Annotated in this window: 17 protein-coding genes and 1 tRNA gene; 13 read left to right on the top strand and 5 right to left on the bottom strand. The window is 70.7% G+C overall.

The features are described from left to right. Positions 1-121 precede the first annotated feature (121 nt). From AC3RX1_RS16425 to AC3RX1_RS16370, 12 genes are all read left to right on the top strand, one after another. Positions 122-331, top strand: coding sequence for a heavy-metal-associated domain-containing protein (locus tag AC3RX1_RS16425; protein WP_061018383.1), 210 nt, complete (start codon positions 122-124; stop codon positions 329-331). Beyond that, positions 331-1,293 carry a DUF8832 domain-containing protein gene (locus AC3RX1_RS16420; protein ID WP_061018381.1) on the top strand — a complete coding sequence of 321 codons (963 nt, stop codon included), beginning with the start codon at positions 331-333 and terminating at the stop codon, positions 1,291-1,293. Before AC3RX1_RS16425 ends, AC3RX1_RS16420 begins: the two co-directional genes overlap by 1 nt. A gap of 35 nt (positions 1,294-1,328) precedes the next feature. Beyond that, positions 1,329-3,605, top strand: coding sequence for a heavy metal translocating P-type ATPase (locus tag AC3RX1_RS16415; protein ID WP_061018378.1), 2,277 nt, complete (start codon positions 1,329-1,331; stop codon positions 3,603-3,605). A 52-nt stretch (positions 3,606-3,657) separates the two neighbouring features. Beyond that, a complete protein-coding gene (locus AC3RX1_RS16410) occupies positions 3,658-3,900 on the top strand; it encodes a YHS domain-containing protein (RefSeq protein ID WP_061018376.1) in 243 nt (80 codons plus the stop codon). A 55-nt stretch (positions 3,901-3,955) separates the two neighbouring features. Then, positions 3,956-4,246, top strand: coding sequence for a metal-sensitive transcriptional regulator (locus tag AC3RX1_RS16405; RefSeq protein ID WP_061018374.1), 291 nt, complete (start codon positions 3,956-3,958; stop codon positions 4,244-4,246). A gap of 84 nt (positions 4,247-4,330) precedes the next feature. Further along, positions 4,331-5,563: an MFS transporter gene (locus AC3RX1_RS16400; RefSeq protein WP_491502308.1), complete on the top strand. Its 1,233-nt coding sequence runs from the start codon at positions 4,331-4,333 to the stop codon at positions 5,561-5,563. Next, positions 5,560-7,080 (top strand): multicopper oxidase family protein, encoded by a 1,521-nt coding sequence (locus AC3RX1_RS16395; RefSeq protein WP_061018370.1) that lies wholly within the window; start codon positions 5,560-5,562, stop codon positions 7,078-7,080. The genes AC3RX1_RS16400 and AC3RX1_RS16395 overlap by 4 nt, the downstream gene beginning before the upstream one ends. A 141-nt stretch (positions 7,081-7,221) precedes the next feature. Continuing rightward, positions 7,222-7,434: a YHS domain-containing protein gene (locus AC3RX1_RS16390; RefSeq protein ID WP_061018368.1), complete on the top strand. Its 213-nt coding sequence runs from the start codon at positions 7,222-7,224 to the stop codon at positions 7,432-7,434. 56 nt (positions 7,435-7,490) lie between these two features. Next, positions 7,491-8,684 (top strand): FAD-dependent oxidoreductase, encoded by a 1,194-nt coding sequence (locus tag AC3RX1_RS16385; protein ID WP_082738577.1) that lies wholly within the window; start codon positions 7,491-7,493, stop codon positions 8,682-8,684. Between the two features lie 25 nt (positions 8,685-8,709). Beyond that, complete coding sequence (locus AC3RX1_RS16380; protein WP_061018366.1) at positions 8,710-10,890, top strand: heavy metal translocating P-type ATPase; 2,181 nt, start codon at positions 8,710-8,712, stop codon at positions 10,888-10,890. A gap of 15 nt (positions 10,891-10,905) precedes the next feature. Then, entirely contained in the window at positions 10,906-11,220 is a 315-nt protein-coding gene (locus AC3RX1_RS16375; RefSeq protein ID WP_061018364.1) for a metal-sensitive transcriptional regulator, read from the top strand. A gap of 58 nt (positions 11,221-11,278) precedes the next feature. Continuing rightward, positions 11,279-11,352 (top strand) — tRNA-Cys (locus AC3RX1_RS16370). A gap of 30 nt (positions 11,353-11,382) precedes the next feature. Here the strand turns inward: AC3RX1_RS16370 and AC3RX1_RS16365 are convergent. The 3 genes from AC3RX1_RS16365 to AC3RX1_RS16355 all read right to left on the bottom strand — a co-directional run bounded on the left by AC3RX1_RS16365 (position 11,383) and on the right by AC3RX1_RS16355 (position 13,408). Next, the gene (locus AC3RX1_RS16365; RefSeq protein WP_061018362.1) at positions 11,383-12,216 is read right to left on the bottom strand and encodes a F510_1955 family glycosylhydrolase; all 834 of its coding nucleotides are present in this window, start codon (positions 12,214-12,216) and stop codon (positions 11,383-11,385) included. A gap of 58 nt (positions 12,217-12,274) precedes the next feature. Continuing rightward, entirely contained in the window at positions 12,275-12,889 is a 615-nt protein-coding gene (locus tag AC3RX1_RS16360) for a DUF305 domain-containing protein (protein WP_061018432.1), read from the bottom strand. Between the two features lie 87 nt (positions 12,890-12,976). Next, on the bottom strand, positions 12,977-13,408 hold the full coding sequence (locus AC3RX1_RS16355; RefSeq protein ID WP_061018360.1) for a DUF6153 family protein: 432 nt from the start codon (positions 13,406-13,408) through the stop codon (positions 12,977-12,979). A 108-nt stretch (positions 13,409-13,516) separates the two neighbouring features. Between AC3RX1_RS16355 and AC3RX1_RS16350 the strand changes: the two genes are divergently transcribed. Then, positions 13,517-13,921 carry a four-helix bundle copper-binding protein gene (locus AC3RX1_RS16350; RefSeq protein ID WP_061018357.1) on the top strand — a complete coding sequence of 135 codons (405 nt, stop codon included), beginning with the start codon at positions 13,517-13,519 and terminating at the stop codon, positions 13,919-13,921. On the opposite strand, the gene lnt is transcribed toward AC3RX1_RS16350, so the two are convergent. Further along, complete coding sequence (gene lnt / locus AC3RX1_RS16345; RefSeq protein WP_082738576.1) at positions 13,918-15,555, bottom strand: apolipoprotein N-acyltransferase; 1,638 nt, start codon at positions 15,553-15,555, stop codon at positions 13,918-13,920. The genes AC3RX1_RS16350 and lnt overlap by 4 nt on opposite strands. A gap of 304 nt (positions 15,556-15,859) precedes the next feature. Continuing rightward, positions 15,860-16,888 carry a flavin-containing monooxygenase gene (locus tag AC3RX1_RS16340; protein WP_061018355.1) on the bottom strand — a complete coding sequence of 343 codons (1,029 nt, stop codon included), beginning with the start codon at positions 16,886-16,888 and terminating at the stop codon, positions 15,860-15,862. Positions 16,889-16,987: the final 99 nt, after the last annotated feature.

The following is a 16,987-nucleotide window of genomic DNA, read 5'->3' as shown; positions in this document are numbered from 1 at the left end:
GCAAGTTAGGCATGGCGCAACAGGGTCCGTCACGGTGAATTGGAATACCCTAGGGGGGTAGGGGTGTTACGGTGGGGAGAGCCCCACTCAGGAGCACCACCCAGACGGAAGGAAACCCATCATGGCCACCAGCGAGTACCAGGTCACCGGCATGACGTGCGGACACTGCGAGATGTCCATCCGCGAAGAGGTCTCCCAGATCCCCGGGGTCGACGAGATCCAGGTGAGCGCCCAGAGCGGCAAGCTCGTCGTCTCGTCCACCAGCGACCTCGATGACGCCGCCGTGCTGGCCGCTGTCGACGAGGCTGGCTACTCGGCGGTGCGCGCCTGATGAACGCTGCGGGACGACTCAGCCTGTATGGCGCCGGCGTCGTCGTGGCCTTCGGCGCAGCGTTCGGCATCGCGGCAGCGGTCGTCCCGGACAGCGCCGTCGCCAACTGGACGGCCGCCGCCAGCGACGGCTCGATGGCCGACCACGCCGGCATGACCGACACCGACACCACCGAGACCGCGACCATCCCCGGTGTCTCCCTCTCCGGCTATGGGTACGAACTCAGCCCGATCACCGCGCCGACCGGCACGGGACAGGCCGGCGAGTTCAGCTTCCAGATCCTGGACGCCGACGGGACGCCGCTGACCGCCTACGAGACCTCGCACGAGAAGGACCTGCATCTGATCGTGGTGCGCACCGACGGAACCCAGTTCCGGCACGTGCACCCCACGTTTGATGAGGGCACCGGCACCTGGTCGGCATCGTGGGAGTGGGCCGAGGCCGGTACTTACCGGATCTACGCGGACTTCGTGCCGGACGTGACCGACGGCCCCGACAAGGTCACCCTGACCCGCACGGTCGACGTCGCGGGGGAGTTCACCCCGGACCCGGCGACCGCCACCTCCACGGCCAGCGAGGTCGACGGGTACACGGTCACCCTCGACGGTGACCTGACCGCGGGGGAGAGCTCCGAGCTGACCCTGTCGGTCGCCCGCGACGGGCAGCCGGTCACCACGCTGCAGCCGTACTTGGGCGCCTTCGGGCACCTGGTCGCGCTGCGCGACGGCGACCTGGCCTACCTGCACGTGCACGCCGAAGGCGACGAACCACGCGACGGCGACACCGCCGGACCCGACATCCGGTTCGCAGCCGAGGCCCCCACCGCCGGCCGGTACCTGCTCTACCTCGACTTCCAGGTCGACGGGAAGGTCCACACCGCCGAGTTCGTCGTCGACGCCGGTCACGGCACCGGCGGCACGGACACGGACGACACACACAGCGACACGGGCGACGGTCACTGACCGCCCCGCGGTGATCTGAGAGAAGAAGGAACACCATGAGCACCACAGCCCCCGCAGGCTCGACCGCGGACTCCGCAGTCGAACTCCAGATCGGCGGGATGACCTGCGCCTCCTGCGCGATGCGGATCGAGAAGAAGCTGAACAAGCTCGACGGCGTCGCCGCGACGGTGAACTACGCCACCGAGAAGGCGAAGGTCACCGTGCCCGCCGGGTACGACCCGGCCTTGCTGATCGCCGAGGTCGAGAAGACCGGCTACAGCGCCGCACTCCCGGCCCCGAAGAAGACCAAGAACGACACCACCCAGGGCGGGGACGCGGACGACGCCGACCCGGAGCTGACCAGCCTGCGCAACCGGCTGATCGTCTCGATCATCCTCAGCGTCCCGGTCATCGCTATGGCGATGGTCCCCGCGCTGCAGTTCACCTACTGGCAGTGGGCGTCCCTCGCGCTGGCCGCGCCGGTGATCGTGTGGGCGGCGTTCCCGTTCCACAAGGCCGCCTGGGCGAACCTCCGCCACGGCGCGGCGACGATGGACACGCTCATCTCGATGGGCACCACCGCCGCGTTCCTGTGGTCGCTGTACGCCCTGTTCTTCGGCACCGCCGGCGTCCCCGGCATGACGCACCCGTTCGAGCTGACCCTCGCCCCCTCCGACGGTGCGGCGAACATCTACCTCGAGGTCGCCGCCGGAGTGACGATGTTCATCCTCGCCGGCCGCTACTTCGAGAAGCGGTCCAAGCGGCAGGCCGGGGCCGCGCTGCGCGCGCTGCTCGAGCTCGGCGCGAAGGAGGTCGCGGTCCTGCGGGGCGGCGTGGAGACGAAGATCTCCGTCGACGAGCTGCAGGTCGGGGACGAATTCGTCGTCCGCCCGGGCGAGAAGATCGCCACCGACGGGGTCGTCGTCTCCGGCACCTCCGCCGTCGACGCGTCCATGCTCACCGGCGAATCCGTCCCGGTCGAGGTCGGCGAGGGTGACCCGGTCACCGGCGCCACCGTGAACGCGGGCGGACGCCTGGTCATCCGCGCCACCCGGGTCGGCTCCGACACGCAGCTGGCCCAGATGGCCAAGCTCGTCGAGGACGCCCAGACCGGCAAGGCCGAGGTGCAGCGCCTGGCCGACAAGATCTCCGGCGTGTTCGTACCGATCGCGATCCTCATCGCGGTCATCGCGCTCGGCGCCTGGTGGGGGGCGGGCTTCCCGATCTCCGCCGCATTCACCGCCGCCGTGGCCGTCCTCGTGATCGCCTGCCCTTGCGCCCTGGGCCTTGCAACCCCGACCGCGCTGCTGGTCGGCACCGGCCGCGGCGCGCAGATGGGCATCCTGATCAAGGGCCCGGAGGTGCTGGAGTCCACCCGCAAGGTCGACACCGTGGTGCTGGACAAGACCGGCACCGTCACCACCGGCAAAATGACCCTGGTCGACGTGGTCACCGAGCCCGGCGTGGACCGGGACGAGCTGCTCCGCCTCGCCGGTGCGCTGGAGGACGCCTCCGAGCACCCCATCGCGCAGGCGATCGCCAAGGGCGCCACCCAGGAAACCGGCAGCACCCTGCCGGCCGTGGAAGGGTTCACCAACCTCGAAGGCAAGGGCGTCCAGGGCGTCGTCGACGGGCACGCGCTGCTCGTGGGCCGGGAGTCACTGCTGGCCGAGTGGTCGCTGCGCCTGAGCGCCGAGGTCGCCGCCGCGAAGGCACAGGCCGAGAGCGAGGGCAAGACCGTCGTCGCCGTCGGATGGGACGGTGCCGCCCGCGGCATCCTCGTCGTCGCCGACACCGTCAAGCCGACAAGCAAGGAAGCCATCGCCCAGCTCAAGGCGCTGGGCCTGACCCCGGTGCTGCTCACCGGCGACAACGAGGCGGTCGCCCGCCAGATCGCCGCCGAGGTCGGCATCGACCAGGTCATCGCCGAGGTCATGCCCAAAGACAAGGTCGACGTCGTCACCCGCCTGCAGGGCGAGGGCAAGGTCGTCGCGATGGTCGGAGACGGCGTCAACGACGCCCCCGCGCTCGCGCAGGCCGACCTGGGACTTGCGATGGGCACCGGCACCGACGTCGCGATCGAAGCATCCGACATCACCCTGGTCCGCGGCGACCTGCGCAGCGCAGCCGACGCGATCCGCCTGTCCCGCAAGACCCTGGGCACGATCAAGACCAACCTGTTCTGGGCCTTCGCCTACAACACGGCTGCGATCCCAGTCGCCGCTCTCGGCCTCCTCAACCCGATGCTCGCCGGGGCCGCCATGGCCCTGTCCAGCGTGTTCGTCGTCGGCAACAGCCTGCGTCTGCGCGGATTCAAGAGCATCGCGCGCTGACCGGGCCCACCCGCCAGCGCACCCATCACCCACATCGGAAGGAACACCACCCATGTCCAGCTGTTGCAGCACCAGCGCCCCCGCCCCCGGCGGACGCGAGAACCTCCTCGACGGCACCACCGGCGCTGACATGACGACCTGCCCGGTCATGACCGGCACCCCCGTCAACAAGGCCACCGCCGAGGCCGCCGGCCTGTTCCGCGACTACGAGGGCGAGCGGTACTACTTCTGCTGCGCCGGCTGCGGTCCCGCGTTCGACGCGGACCCGGCCAAGCACGCCGCCGCCATGGCCTGATCCTCACTCCCGGGCCCACACCCACCGTGTGGGCCCGGGACACGGACACCCGACCATGACCATCCCCACACCCGCCGCGGACGGCTACATCACCGACCCGCGCACCTACCGCAACCGGCTCCGCCGCCTCGAGGGACAGCTCCGCGGAATCACCCGCATGATCGAGCAGGAACGCCCCTGCATCGACACCCTCACCCAGATCTCCGCCAGCAAACGCGCACTGGAAGGCGTAGCACTCAGCCTCCTCGACGACCACCTCCGCCACGCAAACACCACCGGGACCCTCACCGACGAGACCTCCCTCGCCGCCACCTCCGCGGCCATCGCCCGGCTGATCCAGCCCTAACCCCCACCCCTCTTCGCAGCGCAGCGGACACCGCACACAGACATGCCAGCCGCGCCCCGTCGCCGCTCGCCCAGGAGGACTCCTATGACCGCCGCAGCACTCGCGACCCGCGCCCGCGGCGGCTTCTGTCTGGCCATCACTGGCACCGTGCTGCTGATGGCCGCAGCCTCCGCCCCCTCACCGTTCTACCCGCAGCTCACCCAGCGGCTGCAGCTGGCACCGGTCGCGACCACCCTGATCTTCGCGATTTATGCCCTCCCGCTGCTGATCGCCCTGCTCACCCTCGGCTCCTTCTCCGACCGGATCGGACGACGCCGCGTCCTCAGCGTCGGGGCGGTGCTGCTCACCGTCAGCCTGCTGCTGTTCTGGGCCGCCGACTCGCTGCCCGCCCTGCTCACCGCCCGGGCCCTCCAAGGCCTCGCCGCGGGGCTGCTCGTCCCGGCGCTAAACGCGATGATGGTCGACTTCGAACCACCCCGCCGGCCGGGAGCCGCCGCGCTGGCCAACACCGCCGCCCCCATGGCCGGGCTCGCACTCGGCGCGCTCACCGCCGCGGTGCTGCTGGACCTGGACGGCATCGACGCGGGCACCATCTTCCTCGTGCTCGCCGCCGCGTTCGTCGTGCTCGCCGCGACCGCGTGGAGCATCCCCGACGCCGCCCCCGCCCGCCACGACCGGGGCCGTGCGCGTCGTGTTCCGCTGCCGCCGCGCACCCGGCGAGTGATCCTGTCCGTCGTCCCGGCGGTCATCTCCGGGTGGGTCACCAACGGCATGTTCCTGGCCCTGGGCACCGGGATCGTCGCCACCCAGTTCACCGCCGACACCCGCACTCAGGAAGCGGCGTCCATCGTGATCCTCGCTACCGCCGGTGTCGCAGCCGCGGTGCTGCTGCACCGCTCCAGCCCGCGACGCATCACCCTGTTCGGCAGCGTCAGCCTCGGATTGGGCACCCTGTTCAGCCTGCTCACCCTGCACGGGCACAGCCTCACCGGATACCTCGCCAGCGTCGCCATCGTCGGCGCCGGATTCGGGACCGCGTTCATGGGGGCCATGCGCACCCTGCTCCCACACGTCGACCCCGGCCAGCGCGCCACCGTTATGGCCGTGATCTACACGATCTCCTACCTGGCCATGTCGCTACCCACCGTGTTCGCCGGGCTCCTCGTGCCCGTGCTCACCCTGCCGGGCGCGGCGACCCTGCTTGGTGGGGCTGTTGTGGCGCTGAGCATCACCGCCATCCTCACCCGCCTGCTCCTGACCGACCAGCCCGCCCGCCGCGCGGCGGCCGCCCACCAGAAAGAGACCACGCGCCGATGACCACCCCCGCTCCTCGTCCCCGCCGCCAGCTCACCCGCCGCGGGTTCCTCTCCCTCAGCACCGGCGCCGTCGCCGCCGTGGCCCTCGCCGCCTGCACCCCGACCCCGGCATGGGTGACCCCCACCGGTGCCGCCGTGGACCGCGCCGAACGGGACCGGCGCGGCACCGGACGGGTCACCACCGCGGCGCTCACCGCCGCGGCCACCACCATCGACCTCGCCGGCACCGCCGCGGCGACGTTCTCCTACGGGTCGGTGCCCGGACCGGTCCTGCGGGTACGTGCCGGGGACACCCTGCAGGCGACGCTGCGCAACGATCTCCCCTTCGACACTTCCGTGCACTGGCACGGGCTCGCGCTGCGCAACGACATGGACGGTGTCCCCCCGCTCACCCAGCAGCCCATCGCCGCCGGCGACTCCTTCCGGTACGAGTTCACCGCCCCCGATCCGGGCACCCACTGGTTCCACCCGCACGTCGGCGCCCAGCTGGACACCGGACTGTACGGCGCGCTCATCGTCGAGGACCCCAACGAACCGCTCCGCTACGACGACGAATGGGTCATCATCCTCGACGACTGGCTCGACGGCGTCACCGCCACCCCCGACGAGGTGCTCGAGCAGCTGCGGCAGGGGATGGGGGAGATGGGCGGCCACGGTGACATGTTCATGCGGATGGGCAACATGCTGATGGGCGCGACCTCCGACCTGCTCGGCGGTGACGCCGGCGACGTCTACTACCCGCACTACCTGATCAACGGCAAACCCGCCGCCGACCCCGCCCAGTTCACCGGCACCCCCGGATCCCGGGTCCGGATCCGCCTGATCAACGCCGGTGGAGACACCGCATTCCGGGTCGCGCTCGGCGGACACAGGCTCACCGTCACCCACACCGACGGGTACCCCGTCGACCCGGTCGAGGTCGACAGCGTCCTGCTGGGGATGGGTGAACGCTACGACGTGCTCGTCACCCTCGGCGACGGAGTGTTCCCGCTCATCGCCGAAGCCGAAGGCAAACGCGAACGCGGCTTCGCGCTCGTCCGCACCGGCGGCGGGCAGGCGCCGGCCGCGGACGTGCAGATCACCGAGCTGGGGGAGGGCGCCCAGGTCGCGACCGCCGAGCGGCTGGCCGCGACCGCCGCGGTCACCCTCGACCGGCGTGACGCCGACCGCACCATCGCGCTGACCCTCACCGGCAGCATGGCCGACTACGACTGGGGCTTCAACGGCCGCCAGTTCGACATGCACGACCCACTCCGCGACGCACACCCGCTCACCGCGGGCGAACGCGTGCGGCTGACCGTCACCAACGACACCGACATGTGGCACCCGTTCCACCTGCACGGGCACACCTACCAGCACACCGGCGGCGGCCCCCGCAAAGACACCTCCATCGTGCTCCCCAAGCAAACGCTCGAGCTGGAGTTCGACGCCGACAACCCCGGACGGTGGATGGCCCACTGCCACAACATCTACCACGGCGAGGCCGGCATGATGACCGTCCTCGCCTACCGCCAATGAGGTCGACCCGGACGGGAATAGCAGGCGGCACCCGCCTGTTGTGATACCCATACGGGGTATACGCTAGGGGAGTCCCAGGCGCACACCGTGCCGGACCGACGGCCGCTCGGCCGTCGACAACCGACAGAAAGAACACCCGCCATGAGCCACGACCACGACCACCACCACGAGGCCCCCGCCGACGCGAACGACGTCGTCGTCTGTCCCGTGATGCCCGGCAGCACCGTCAGCAAGAGCGTCGCCGAGGCCCAGGGCCTGTACCGGGACTACGAAGGCGAGCGGTACTGGTTCTGCTGCGCCGCGTGCGGTCCGCTCTTCGACGCCGACCCCGAAAAGTACGTCAAGGCCGCCTGACACCACCCTCGGGGGCCCGGAACATCCGGGCCCCACAGACCCTCTCAAGGAACGACATGTCACCCCAGAAGATCCTCATCCTGGGTGCCGGCGCCGCCGGCACAGCCGCCGCCCGCGTCCTCGCGGGCACGGACACGGTGACCGTCACCCTGATCGGGCGCACCGGCGAAACCCCCTACAACCGCACCCTGGTCAACAAGGGCGTCGCCGTGGGGCTGCTCACCCCCGAGCAAGCCGCCATCCCCGGTGTCGCCGCCGAGGCGGACACAGCGGTGGACGTGGACCCGGAGAACAAGACCGTCCGGTTCGCGTCCGGCCGCGTCGAGCACTACGACGCCCTCATCCTCGCCACCGGCAGCACCCCGCGGCTCCTGGAGGACACCATCCCCGGTGCCACCACGGGAACAGCTCGGATCACCACGCTGCATTCCCTGGAAGACGCGATCACCGTCCGCGACCTGATCGCCGGGCTCGGGCGGCCCGCACAGGTCGTGATCTCCGGGGCCGGGCTGGTCGCCGCGGAGACCGCGACACTGCTGCGCGAACGCGGCCACCAGGTCACCCTCCTCACCCGCGACACCACCCCGGGCGTCCGGGTATTCGGCGCCGAGCTCGCGGAACGCCTCAACGACGCCCACCACGCGAATCTGGACACCGCGTTCGGCCGCACTCTCACCGGGGTACAGGAGAGCGGTGACCGGCTCGAGCTGACCCTCGACGACGGCACCGCCCTGCCCGCCGACCTCCTCCTCATCGCCCACGGCACCACCCCCACCGCACCATCCCCGTGGGACGGACCCGTGCCGGTCGACGAGAGCCTGCGCACCGCGGCCGCGCACGTCTACGCCGCCGGCGGCGTCGCCGTGCACGATGACCCCGCCCTCGGGGCGTGGCGGATCGATCACTGGTCCGACGCGGCCGCGCAGGGCGAGCACGCCGCCCGCACCCTGCTCGCCGATCTCGGCGCGGGGGAGCAGCCCGGCAGCTACCAGCCTCGCGCCCCGTTCACCGCCACAGTCCACGGCGCGATGATCGCCGGCGCCGGACTGACCGACACCCGCACCGACACCCGCATCGACAGCTCCGAGCCGCTGGTGGTCATCCGCCAGCACGGCCCGGTCCCCGTCGGTGTCCTCGGCTTGGACGCCGCCCCCGCCGTCTTCGGCTGGATGCCCAAGCTGCACACCCCGACCGGCCCCGACGCGGAGGCCCTCGCCTCCACCGGGACCGGCACGGCAGACTCGAAATAACCGCTAGGCACAGGGAAGTGAACTGATGACCGACCCGCACGCACACCACACCAACCACCCCACCGGCAAGGCCGCCACCGCCACCGGCGAGCACGGCGACCACACCCCGGAGCCGCCCACGCAGCACGACACCCACACCGGGCACGACGTGCAGCCCAGCCACGGCCAGCACGCCGGCGGCCAGATGGACCACTCCGGCCACGGCGGAGGCCATGGCGGGCACGCCGGGCACGGCGACCACGTCGGCCAGTTCCGGCGGCTGTTCTGGATCAACCTGATCATCGCCGTCCCCGTGGTGGCGTTCTCCCCGATGTTCGCGATGATCCTCGGCTACGAGGTCCCCGGCTGGGCCCGGTTCATCGCCCCGGTGCTCGGCACCGTCATGTACGTGTGGGGCGGGTGGCCGTTCCTGACCGGCGCGGTCAGCGAGCTGCGCTCGCGCAAGCCCGGGATGATGCTGCTGATCGGCCTGGCGATCACGGTCGCGTTCTTCGCGTCCTGGGGCGCCACGCTGGGGCTGCTGCACCACGAGCTCGAGTTCTGGTGGGAGCTGGCGCTGCTGATCGTGATCATGCTGCTCGGTCACTGGATCGAGATGCGCTCCCTCGCCCAGACCAGCTCCGCCCTCGACACCCTGGCCGCGCTGCTGCCCGATGAGGCCGAGCGAGTCGAAGGAGACCAGATCGTCAAGGTCTCACCCGCCGACCTGGCCGTCGGGGATGTCGTCGTGGTCCGCCCCGGCGGCAGCGTCCCCGCCGACGGGAAGATCGTCGACGGCCGCGCCGACATGGACGAGTCCATGGTCACCGGCGAATCCCGCCCGGTCGCCCGCGGCACCGGCGACCCGGTCACCGCCGGCACCGTCGCCACCGACTCCGGGCTGCGCGTGGAGGTCACCGCCACCGGCGACGAGACCACCCTCGCCGGCATCCAGCGGCTGGTCACCGAGGCGCAGAACTCCTCCTCCCGTGCGCAGCGGATCGCGGACCGTGCCGCGGCCCTGCTGTTCTGGTTCGCACTGATCGCCGCCGCCATCACCGCGGTGGTGTGGACCCTCGTCGGCAACCCCGACGAAGCCGTGATCCGCACCATCACCGTCCTGGTCATCGCCTGCCCCCACGCGCTGGGCCTGGCGATCCCGCTGGTGGTCTCCATCGCCACCGAGCGCGCCGCCCGCGGCGGGGTGCTGGTCAAGGACCGGCTCGCGCTGGAGAGCATGCGCACCGTCGACACCGTCCTGTTCGATAAGACCGGCACCCTCACCAAGGGTGAGCCCACCGTCTCGGCGGTGGAGCCGATCGGTGACCTGGACGCTGACCAGGTGCTTGCGATCGCCGCGGCGGCCGAGGCCGACAGTGAGCACCCGCTCGCCAAGGCCATCGTCCGTGCCGCGCAGGAGAAGAACCTCACCCTGCCCAAGGCGACCGGGTTCAGCTCCTCACCGGCGGTGGGCGTCACCGCCACCGTCGACGGTGCGGAGATCCGCGTCGGCGGCCCCCGCCTGCTCGAGGAGGTCGGCGCCCGTGAGGTCGACCAGGCTGACAGCTGGCGTGGTGAGGGCGCAATCATCCTGCACGTCACCCGTGACGGGAAAGTCATCGGTGGGCTCAAGCTCGCCGACGAGATCCGTCCCGAGTCCCGCGAAGCCGTCGAGGCGCTGCACAAGCTCGGCGTGCAGGTGGTCATGATCACCGGCGACGCCGAAGCCGTCGCGAACGCCGTCGGCAGCGAGCTGGGCATCGACCGGGTGTTCGCGCACGTGCGCCCCGAGGACAAGTCCAGCAAGGTCGCCGAGCTGCAGAAGGAAGGCCGCAAGGTCGCCATGGTCGGAGACGGCGTCAACGACGCCCCCGCCCTCGCGCAGGCCGACGTCGGCATCGCCATCGGCGCCGGCACGGACGTCGCCATCGCCTCCGCCGGGGTAATCCTCGCCAGCTCCGACCCCCGGTCGGTGCTGTCGGTGATCCAGCTCTCCCGCGCGGCGTACGGGAAGATGAAGCAGAATCTGTGGTGGGCTGCAGGCTACAACCTGATCTCCGTGCCGCTCGCCGCCGGCGTGCTGGCCCCGATCGGGTTCGTGCTTCCCATGTCGGTCGGTGCGATCCTGATGTCGCTGTCCACCGTCGTGGTCGCCCTGAACGCGCAGCTGCTGCGCCGAATCGACCTCACACCCGAAGCGAGCACCCGCGCGGTCCTCGACCGCTGACCGAAGGAACCGGCCATGTCCACACCCACCGTCGACACGACGCACACCACTCACGGGTACATCACCGACAAAGACAAGTACCTGAACCGGCTCAAGCGCATCGAGGGTCAGGCGCGCGGGATCTCGAAGATGGTCGATGACGAGAAGTACTGCATCGACATCCTCACCCAGATCAGCGCTCTCACCAGCGCCCTGCAGGCCGTCGCGATCGGGCTGCTCGACGATCACCTCAAGCACTGTGTGATCGACGCAGCACGGATGGACGGCGACCAGGCCGAGCAAAAGATCAAGGAAGCCAGCGACGCGATCGCCCGTCTGGTCCGGTCCTAACCCGGACCAGACGGACGACCCGTCCGGCATCCCCCCGCCCCACGTCGGGGCGGAACCTGGTGCCTTGGCCGAGCGGCGAGGCAGCGGCCTGCAAAGCCGCCCAGACGGGTTCGACTCCCGTAGGCACCTCCACCCGTCACCGCAGCCGCCGTGCGGCCCCCGCTACTGGGGCAGCACGGTGATGCCGCTGGCGTCGACCACGACGACCCGGCCGTCCGCGTCGATCCCCACCGCCTGCGCCTGCTCGTGCACCGTGCCGGCCTCCCGCCACTGGTCCTCCCCGGACCCGAGCACCCAGATCCGGTCATCGGTGCCGACCCCGACCAGCCGCTTCCGATCCGGGGACGCTCCCAGCGTGTACAGCAGCGGCGCATCCGGCCACGCCGAGAACGACGCCCCCCGGTCCGTGCTCACGGTCACCCCGTCCGCGGTCGCCGCGACCACCCGGCCGCTGGCATCCGCGGTCAAACTCACCGCCGGCACCTGCGCGCCCGTCGGAGTCCAGGTGGCGCCGGCATCGACGCTGCGCAACAGGTCGGTGTCGTCGGTCGCCAACCCGTACACGGTGTCATCGGCGCCCGCGGTGAGCGCATGGAAGTCTTTCTCCCCGGTGAACGCGACGGGTTCCCAGTTCGCGCCGCCGTCGACACTGCGGATCACTCCCAGATTCGGTGCTCCCCACTCTTCGGGGGTCTGCGGGCCCGGGTGCCCGGACGCGATCAGGCCCTGCGACGTCGCCGTCAACCCCATCGCGTCGAAGTCGGCGGTACTGACCCGGCCGCCGAGCTCACCCGATTCGGACACCTCGTAGATGCCCTCGTGGGTGCCCAGCAGCAGCTGCCCCGTCTCCGGGTCCACGACCACCGCGTGCACATGCGTGGACAACGCGGTGTGTTCTTCCCCTGTCGACGCGGGCGTGCTCGCGCACCCCGCCAACACGACAGGCACGGACATGACGGCGGCGATCACGGCCGCCGCCTTGAAACGGACGCGCATATGCACCCTCCACGATCAGGGTGGGGCGCCACCATCGGTGACGCCCCACCGGGGTGCCTCAGAGCTGAGCGAGCAGATCTTCCATGGTGGTGATCTCCGCGGACTGCGTGTCCACCACCGCCTGGGCCAGTTCCTTCGCGTCCGGGTTCTTCCCGTCGGCCAGCTCGGTCTCGGCCATCTCGATCGCGCCCTTGTGGTGCTCGATCATCTGCTCGAGGAACATCCGGGCAGCGTCGGCGCCGGTCGCGGCCTCCAGCTGCGCCATGTCCTCCTCGGACATCATCCCGCCGCCGTGGTCCATGTCGCCCATGTCCATATCGTCGGCGGACATGCCCCAGTCATCGAGCCAGCCCTGCATCGTGTCGATCTCCGGCTGCTGCGCATCCTTGATCTGCTGCGCCAGATCCAGCACCTGCTGGTCGACGTCGCTCTTGGCGAGGATCATGTCGCTCATCTCCACCGCCTGCTGGTGGTGGGGGATCATCATCATCGCGAACATCGAATCGGCCATGTTGAAGTCCGCCTCTGCGGACTCCGATGGCGCCGACGAGGACCCGCCGCCGTGATCCATGCCCGGCATCGAGTCGCCGCTGCCGGCGCACCCAGCGAGGAACAGGGCCGTCGCCAGCGGAACGGCGACGAGTGCTGCGGTGCGGAGCTTCTTCTTCATCATCATCAATCAGTCCTTCTCTTGGGTGTACGTGAACGCCCGCGAACGGGCACGGCAACAAACCCCACCGGACGGCGGGGTCCGGCGCGTTCACGTCCGACTGATCGACAACTCCCGCAGTGAAGGCGGGCGGCTCGGAGCCGGCCGCGCTACGAACATCACCGGCCACCATGTGGCCCGTTCCTGCGGTGTCCCGCGGATCAGCCGAGGGAGCAGGAGGAGCAGCACCGTCGCCAGCAGCGCCAGCACGCACATCACCATCAGCGCGTCGTGACCGCCCTCCGGGCTGCACGTCACACACCCGTGCCCCGCGTCGTCCACCGGGGCAGTGGCTGCGCCGTGATGACCCTCGGGAACGGTGGCGCCGGTCATCTCCGCCGTCGACGACATCGCCGGCGCGTGGGAGGAGGCCAGGGTGTGCATGCCCATCAGCCCGACGATGATCGCGGCCGCGAAGCACACCAGGAGCAGCCACCGCGTCGAACGCGGCAGCCGGGTACGCAGCGCGGACAGGCTGATCATCCCTCCCAGCCTAATGCCCGTACCATACCCCCGCACCGTAAACGAAGGGGGTCGCGGCCCGTGCAGCGCCCCAGGTAGCGTGGCGCCTCCCACGACCCCGGAGGAACCATGACTGTCACCGCCCAGATGATCGACACCCACCCGCGCCCGCTCGACGGACCGGCACGAGACGCTCTGCTGGCCTGCATCGACGCATGCCTGGAGTGCGGGCAGGCCTGCACCGCGTGCGCGGACGCCTGTCTCAGCGAAGAGATGGTCGCCGAGCTCACCACCTGCATCCGCATCAACCAGGACTGCGCCGACCTGTGCGACGCCACCGCACGGATCCTCTCCCGTCGCACCACTCCCGACACGACCATCCTCCGCGCCACCCTGGAGGCCCTCCGCGCCGCCTGCACCGCATGTGCGGCCGAGTGCGACGCGCACGCCGACATGCACGAGCACTGCCGGGTCTGCGCCGAGGCCTGCCGCCGCTGCGAGCAGGCCTGCACCGACCTGCTCGCGACGCTCTAACCCGCCCCTCCGGCAGGCCGGTCGCCGCGGCGCCGGTCCTGCCGGAGCACCAGCACACCGGCGAGAGTGAGAAGAATCAGCCCGTTCCACACCGTCACGGTGGAGATGAATCCGCCCGCGACAGCCCCCGGGGTGACGCCGGTGCGCAGTTCGACGGCCTCGGCCATCACGCCCGGCTCATCGGCGGGTAGCGAGGCCATCGTGGACCCGTCGGGACGGATGATCTGGCTCGTCCCGACGGTCGACACGTTCACGACGGACCGGCCGGTCTCGATCGCCCGCATTCGCGCGAACGCGAGCTGCTGCAGATTCTCATCCGTGCCACGGAAATCGGCGTTGTTGGTCTGGAACACCAACAGCTCCGCACCGGCACTGATGCTCTCGGAGATCACCTGGTCATAGATGACGTCGAAGCAGATCGCCAGCCCGACTCTGGTGCCGCCCACCGACACGACCGGCGGGTTGGTCCCGTGCGCATACTCCCGCTGGATCAGCCCCACCAGATCCGGGGCCAACATCATGTAGAAGTCCCGATCGGGAACGTACTCGCCGAACGGCACCGGGTTGCGTTTCGCGTGTGTCTGCAGCTGGTCCCTGGGCGGGGTCGAGCTGAGCGTCGGGTCCCACAGGAACGACGTGTTGTAGAACTTCCCGTCGACCCTGGTAGCGGCGTTCGCCAGCAGCGGCGCCCCCGCCCGCTCACTGACCCCGGTCAGGTAGGCGGCGAGGTAGTCACTGTCGAACGGGTCGTCGTCCAACCCCTCCGGCCAGACCAGCAGATCCAGATCGGTGCCCGCCAGCGCGGCCGACGCGTCACCCTGCGCCGACGCGATCGACCACGGGCCGCGTTGATCGAAATACCCGGAGGGGCCGTTGCCCTGCACGGCGCCGACCCGCATCGTCCCGGCCGGGGTCGTCGGGAACGCCGGCGTGAGCAGCAGGACGCCGATCGTCGCGGCAGGAACCAGTGTGCGCGGCGGGTATCGCCAGGCGCGGGTGCGTGCCCACTCGATGCTGACCGCAACGGCAAACACCATCACGAAGCTCAACCCGCTCACCCCCACCCACGACGCGACCGCCGCGGCGGGAGACTCTGACTGCGTCATCCCCAGACGCGCCCACGGGAACCCGCCGTACGGCCACGCCCCGAGCATCACCTCCCTGCCCGTCCACAGCGCGGCCACCACACCGGGAAGCAGCACCAGACGCACCGTCCCCGGAGGAACAAGCCGGGGAACCCACCGGTACGCCAACGTCAGCGGGATCACCCACACCGCGGTCAGTGCCCCCTCGACCACCGTCAGCGCCGCCCACGGCACCGGCCCCAGGTACCGGGACGTCCACGACACCACCAGGGAGAAGAACACCAGCCCAAACACCAGCCCGACCGCGAGGGAACCGGCCACGCTGCGGCCGATCGCGGCGACCAGCAGCACCCCGGCTGCCAGGAACGCGGCCGGCCACCAGCCCACCTCCGGGTAGGCGAGGTCCATGAGGATCCCGGCCACGGCCGCTGCCGGCAGCGCCGCCCACAACGGCAGCAGTGGTGCCCGCTCCCGTCCCTGATCCTGCCGACGGGTCCGGGGGAGTGGGGGGAGAACGCGGAGCGCGCCGGAATCGCGGAGGCGTGTCATGCCGGTTTCCGTCCCGCGATGACCGCTCCCACCAGGAGTAGCAGCGCACCCATCGGGTACCCCGCGGCCAGATCCACCCACCCTTCCGGTTGCCCCGGGCCGAAGATCTCCAGGTGCATCAACCAGTGCGCCACCGCGACCACCACACCGGCCAACATGAGAACCTGCCCGAGACGCACGAAGCGGCGCTGCCGACGGTACCGCCGAGCCGCGTCGGCGACCTCGTCGCGCTGGTCACTCCGCGGATGCTCCGGACGGGACCGCCGCCACCAAGCCCGCGGCCGCCGCTGGTGTCCGCCGCGGTTCACGGCCGGTCCACGATCTGTCGAGCGATCGCGGCCGCGTCACGCCCCACTCCGGCCAGCGTGTCGGCTCGCCGCCGACTGTACGCGGGGATCCCCGCCACGAACAGGCCCGGCATTGAGGTGAGGGTGCGGCGGGAGGGTTCGGTTCGCACCACCTCGGGCAGCCATTCGTCACCCGCCCGGTACCCGGTCGCGAGGATCACCGAATCGATTCCCCGCACCTGCTCGCCGTCAGCCAGCACCACCGTCGACGGGTCCTGCACATCCATCACGGCCGGCACCAGCTTCACCCCGGCCTGCCGGAGCTGCTCATCCCTGTTCCCGAAGACGGGTTCGGGCACCTGCGCCCCCGACGTCCACGACGTGGAGGTGCCGGCGGCGGCGGGATACCGCATCGCTGGACGGTGACGTCGCGGGGTGCGCGTGGACAGAGTGACGGTGTGCGAGGGTGCGAGCTCACGCGCGATCTGGACGCCGCTATTGCCGCCGCCCACGACCAGCACGTTGCCCGCCGGGACCTGCTTCGGGTAGTGGTAGTCGCTGCTGTGGATCCGCACTCCGGGAACCCGCATCCGGGTGACCCATTCGGGGACGCGCGGGCGCGCGGACGCGCCCGTCGCACACACCACGTTGCGGGTCTGCACCTCGCCCGCTGTCGTGGACAGCGTCAACGCCATCCCGTCGCCGCGCCGCTCGAGCCCCAAGGCCCGGATTGACCACACCGGGGTGACCCCCAGCGCGGCCTCCACCGAGTCCAGATACTCGAGGATCTCATCGGCTCGCGGGCGCCGTCGGGGATCGCCAGGCAGCGGCAGTCCCGGCAGCGTGCTGTGCCGCGCCGGACTCAGCAGCTCCATCGAATGCCACCGGGACGCCCAACTGCGCTGTCCGCGCGGCGCCGCATCGATGACCACGAAATCCTGCTGCGGGCGCAGACCGCGAGCGATCAGCCCCGCGGCGACCGCCAGGCCCGCCTGCCCGGCGCCGACAATGATGGCGCGGCGATGCGACAGTCCCGGCGCGGTCACCAGCCGTACCCCACAGACTCACCGAACGCGATGCCAGGGCGCAGGGACAGCCCCGCCCGCCGCGTCACAGCAGAACCGAGCACCCCCGGGACGGTGGTG

Source organism: Microbacterium altimontanum (assembly GCF_058349865.2).
Note: the sequence above shows the minus strand (reverse complement) of the source record. Positions and strands in the feature narration are given on the sequence as shown.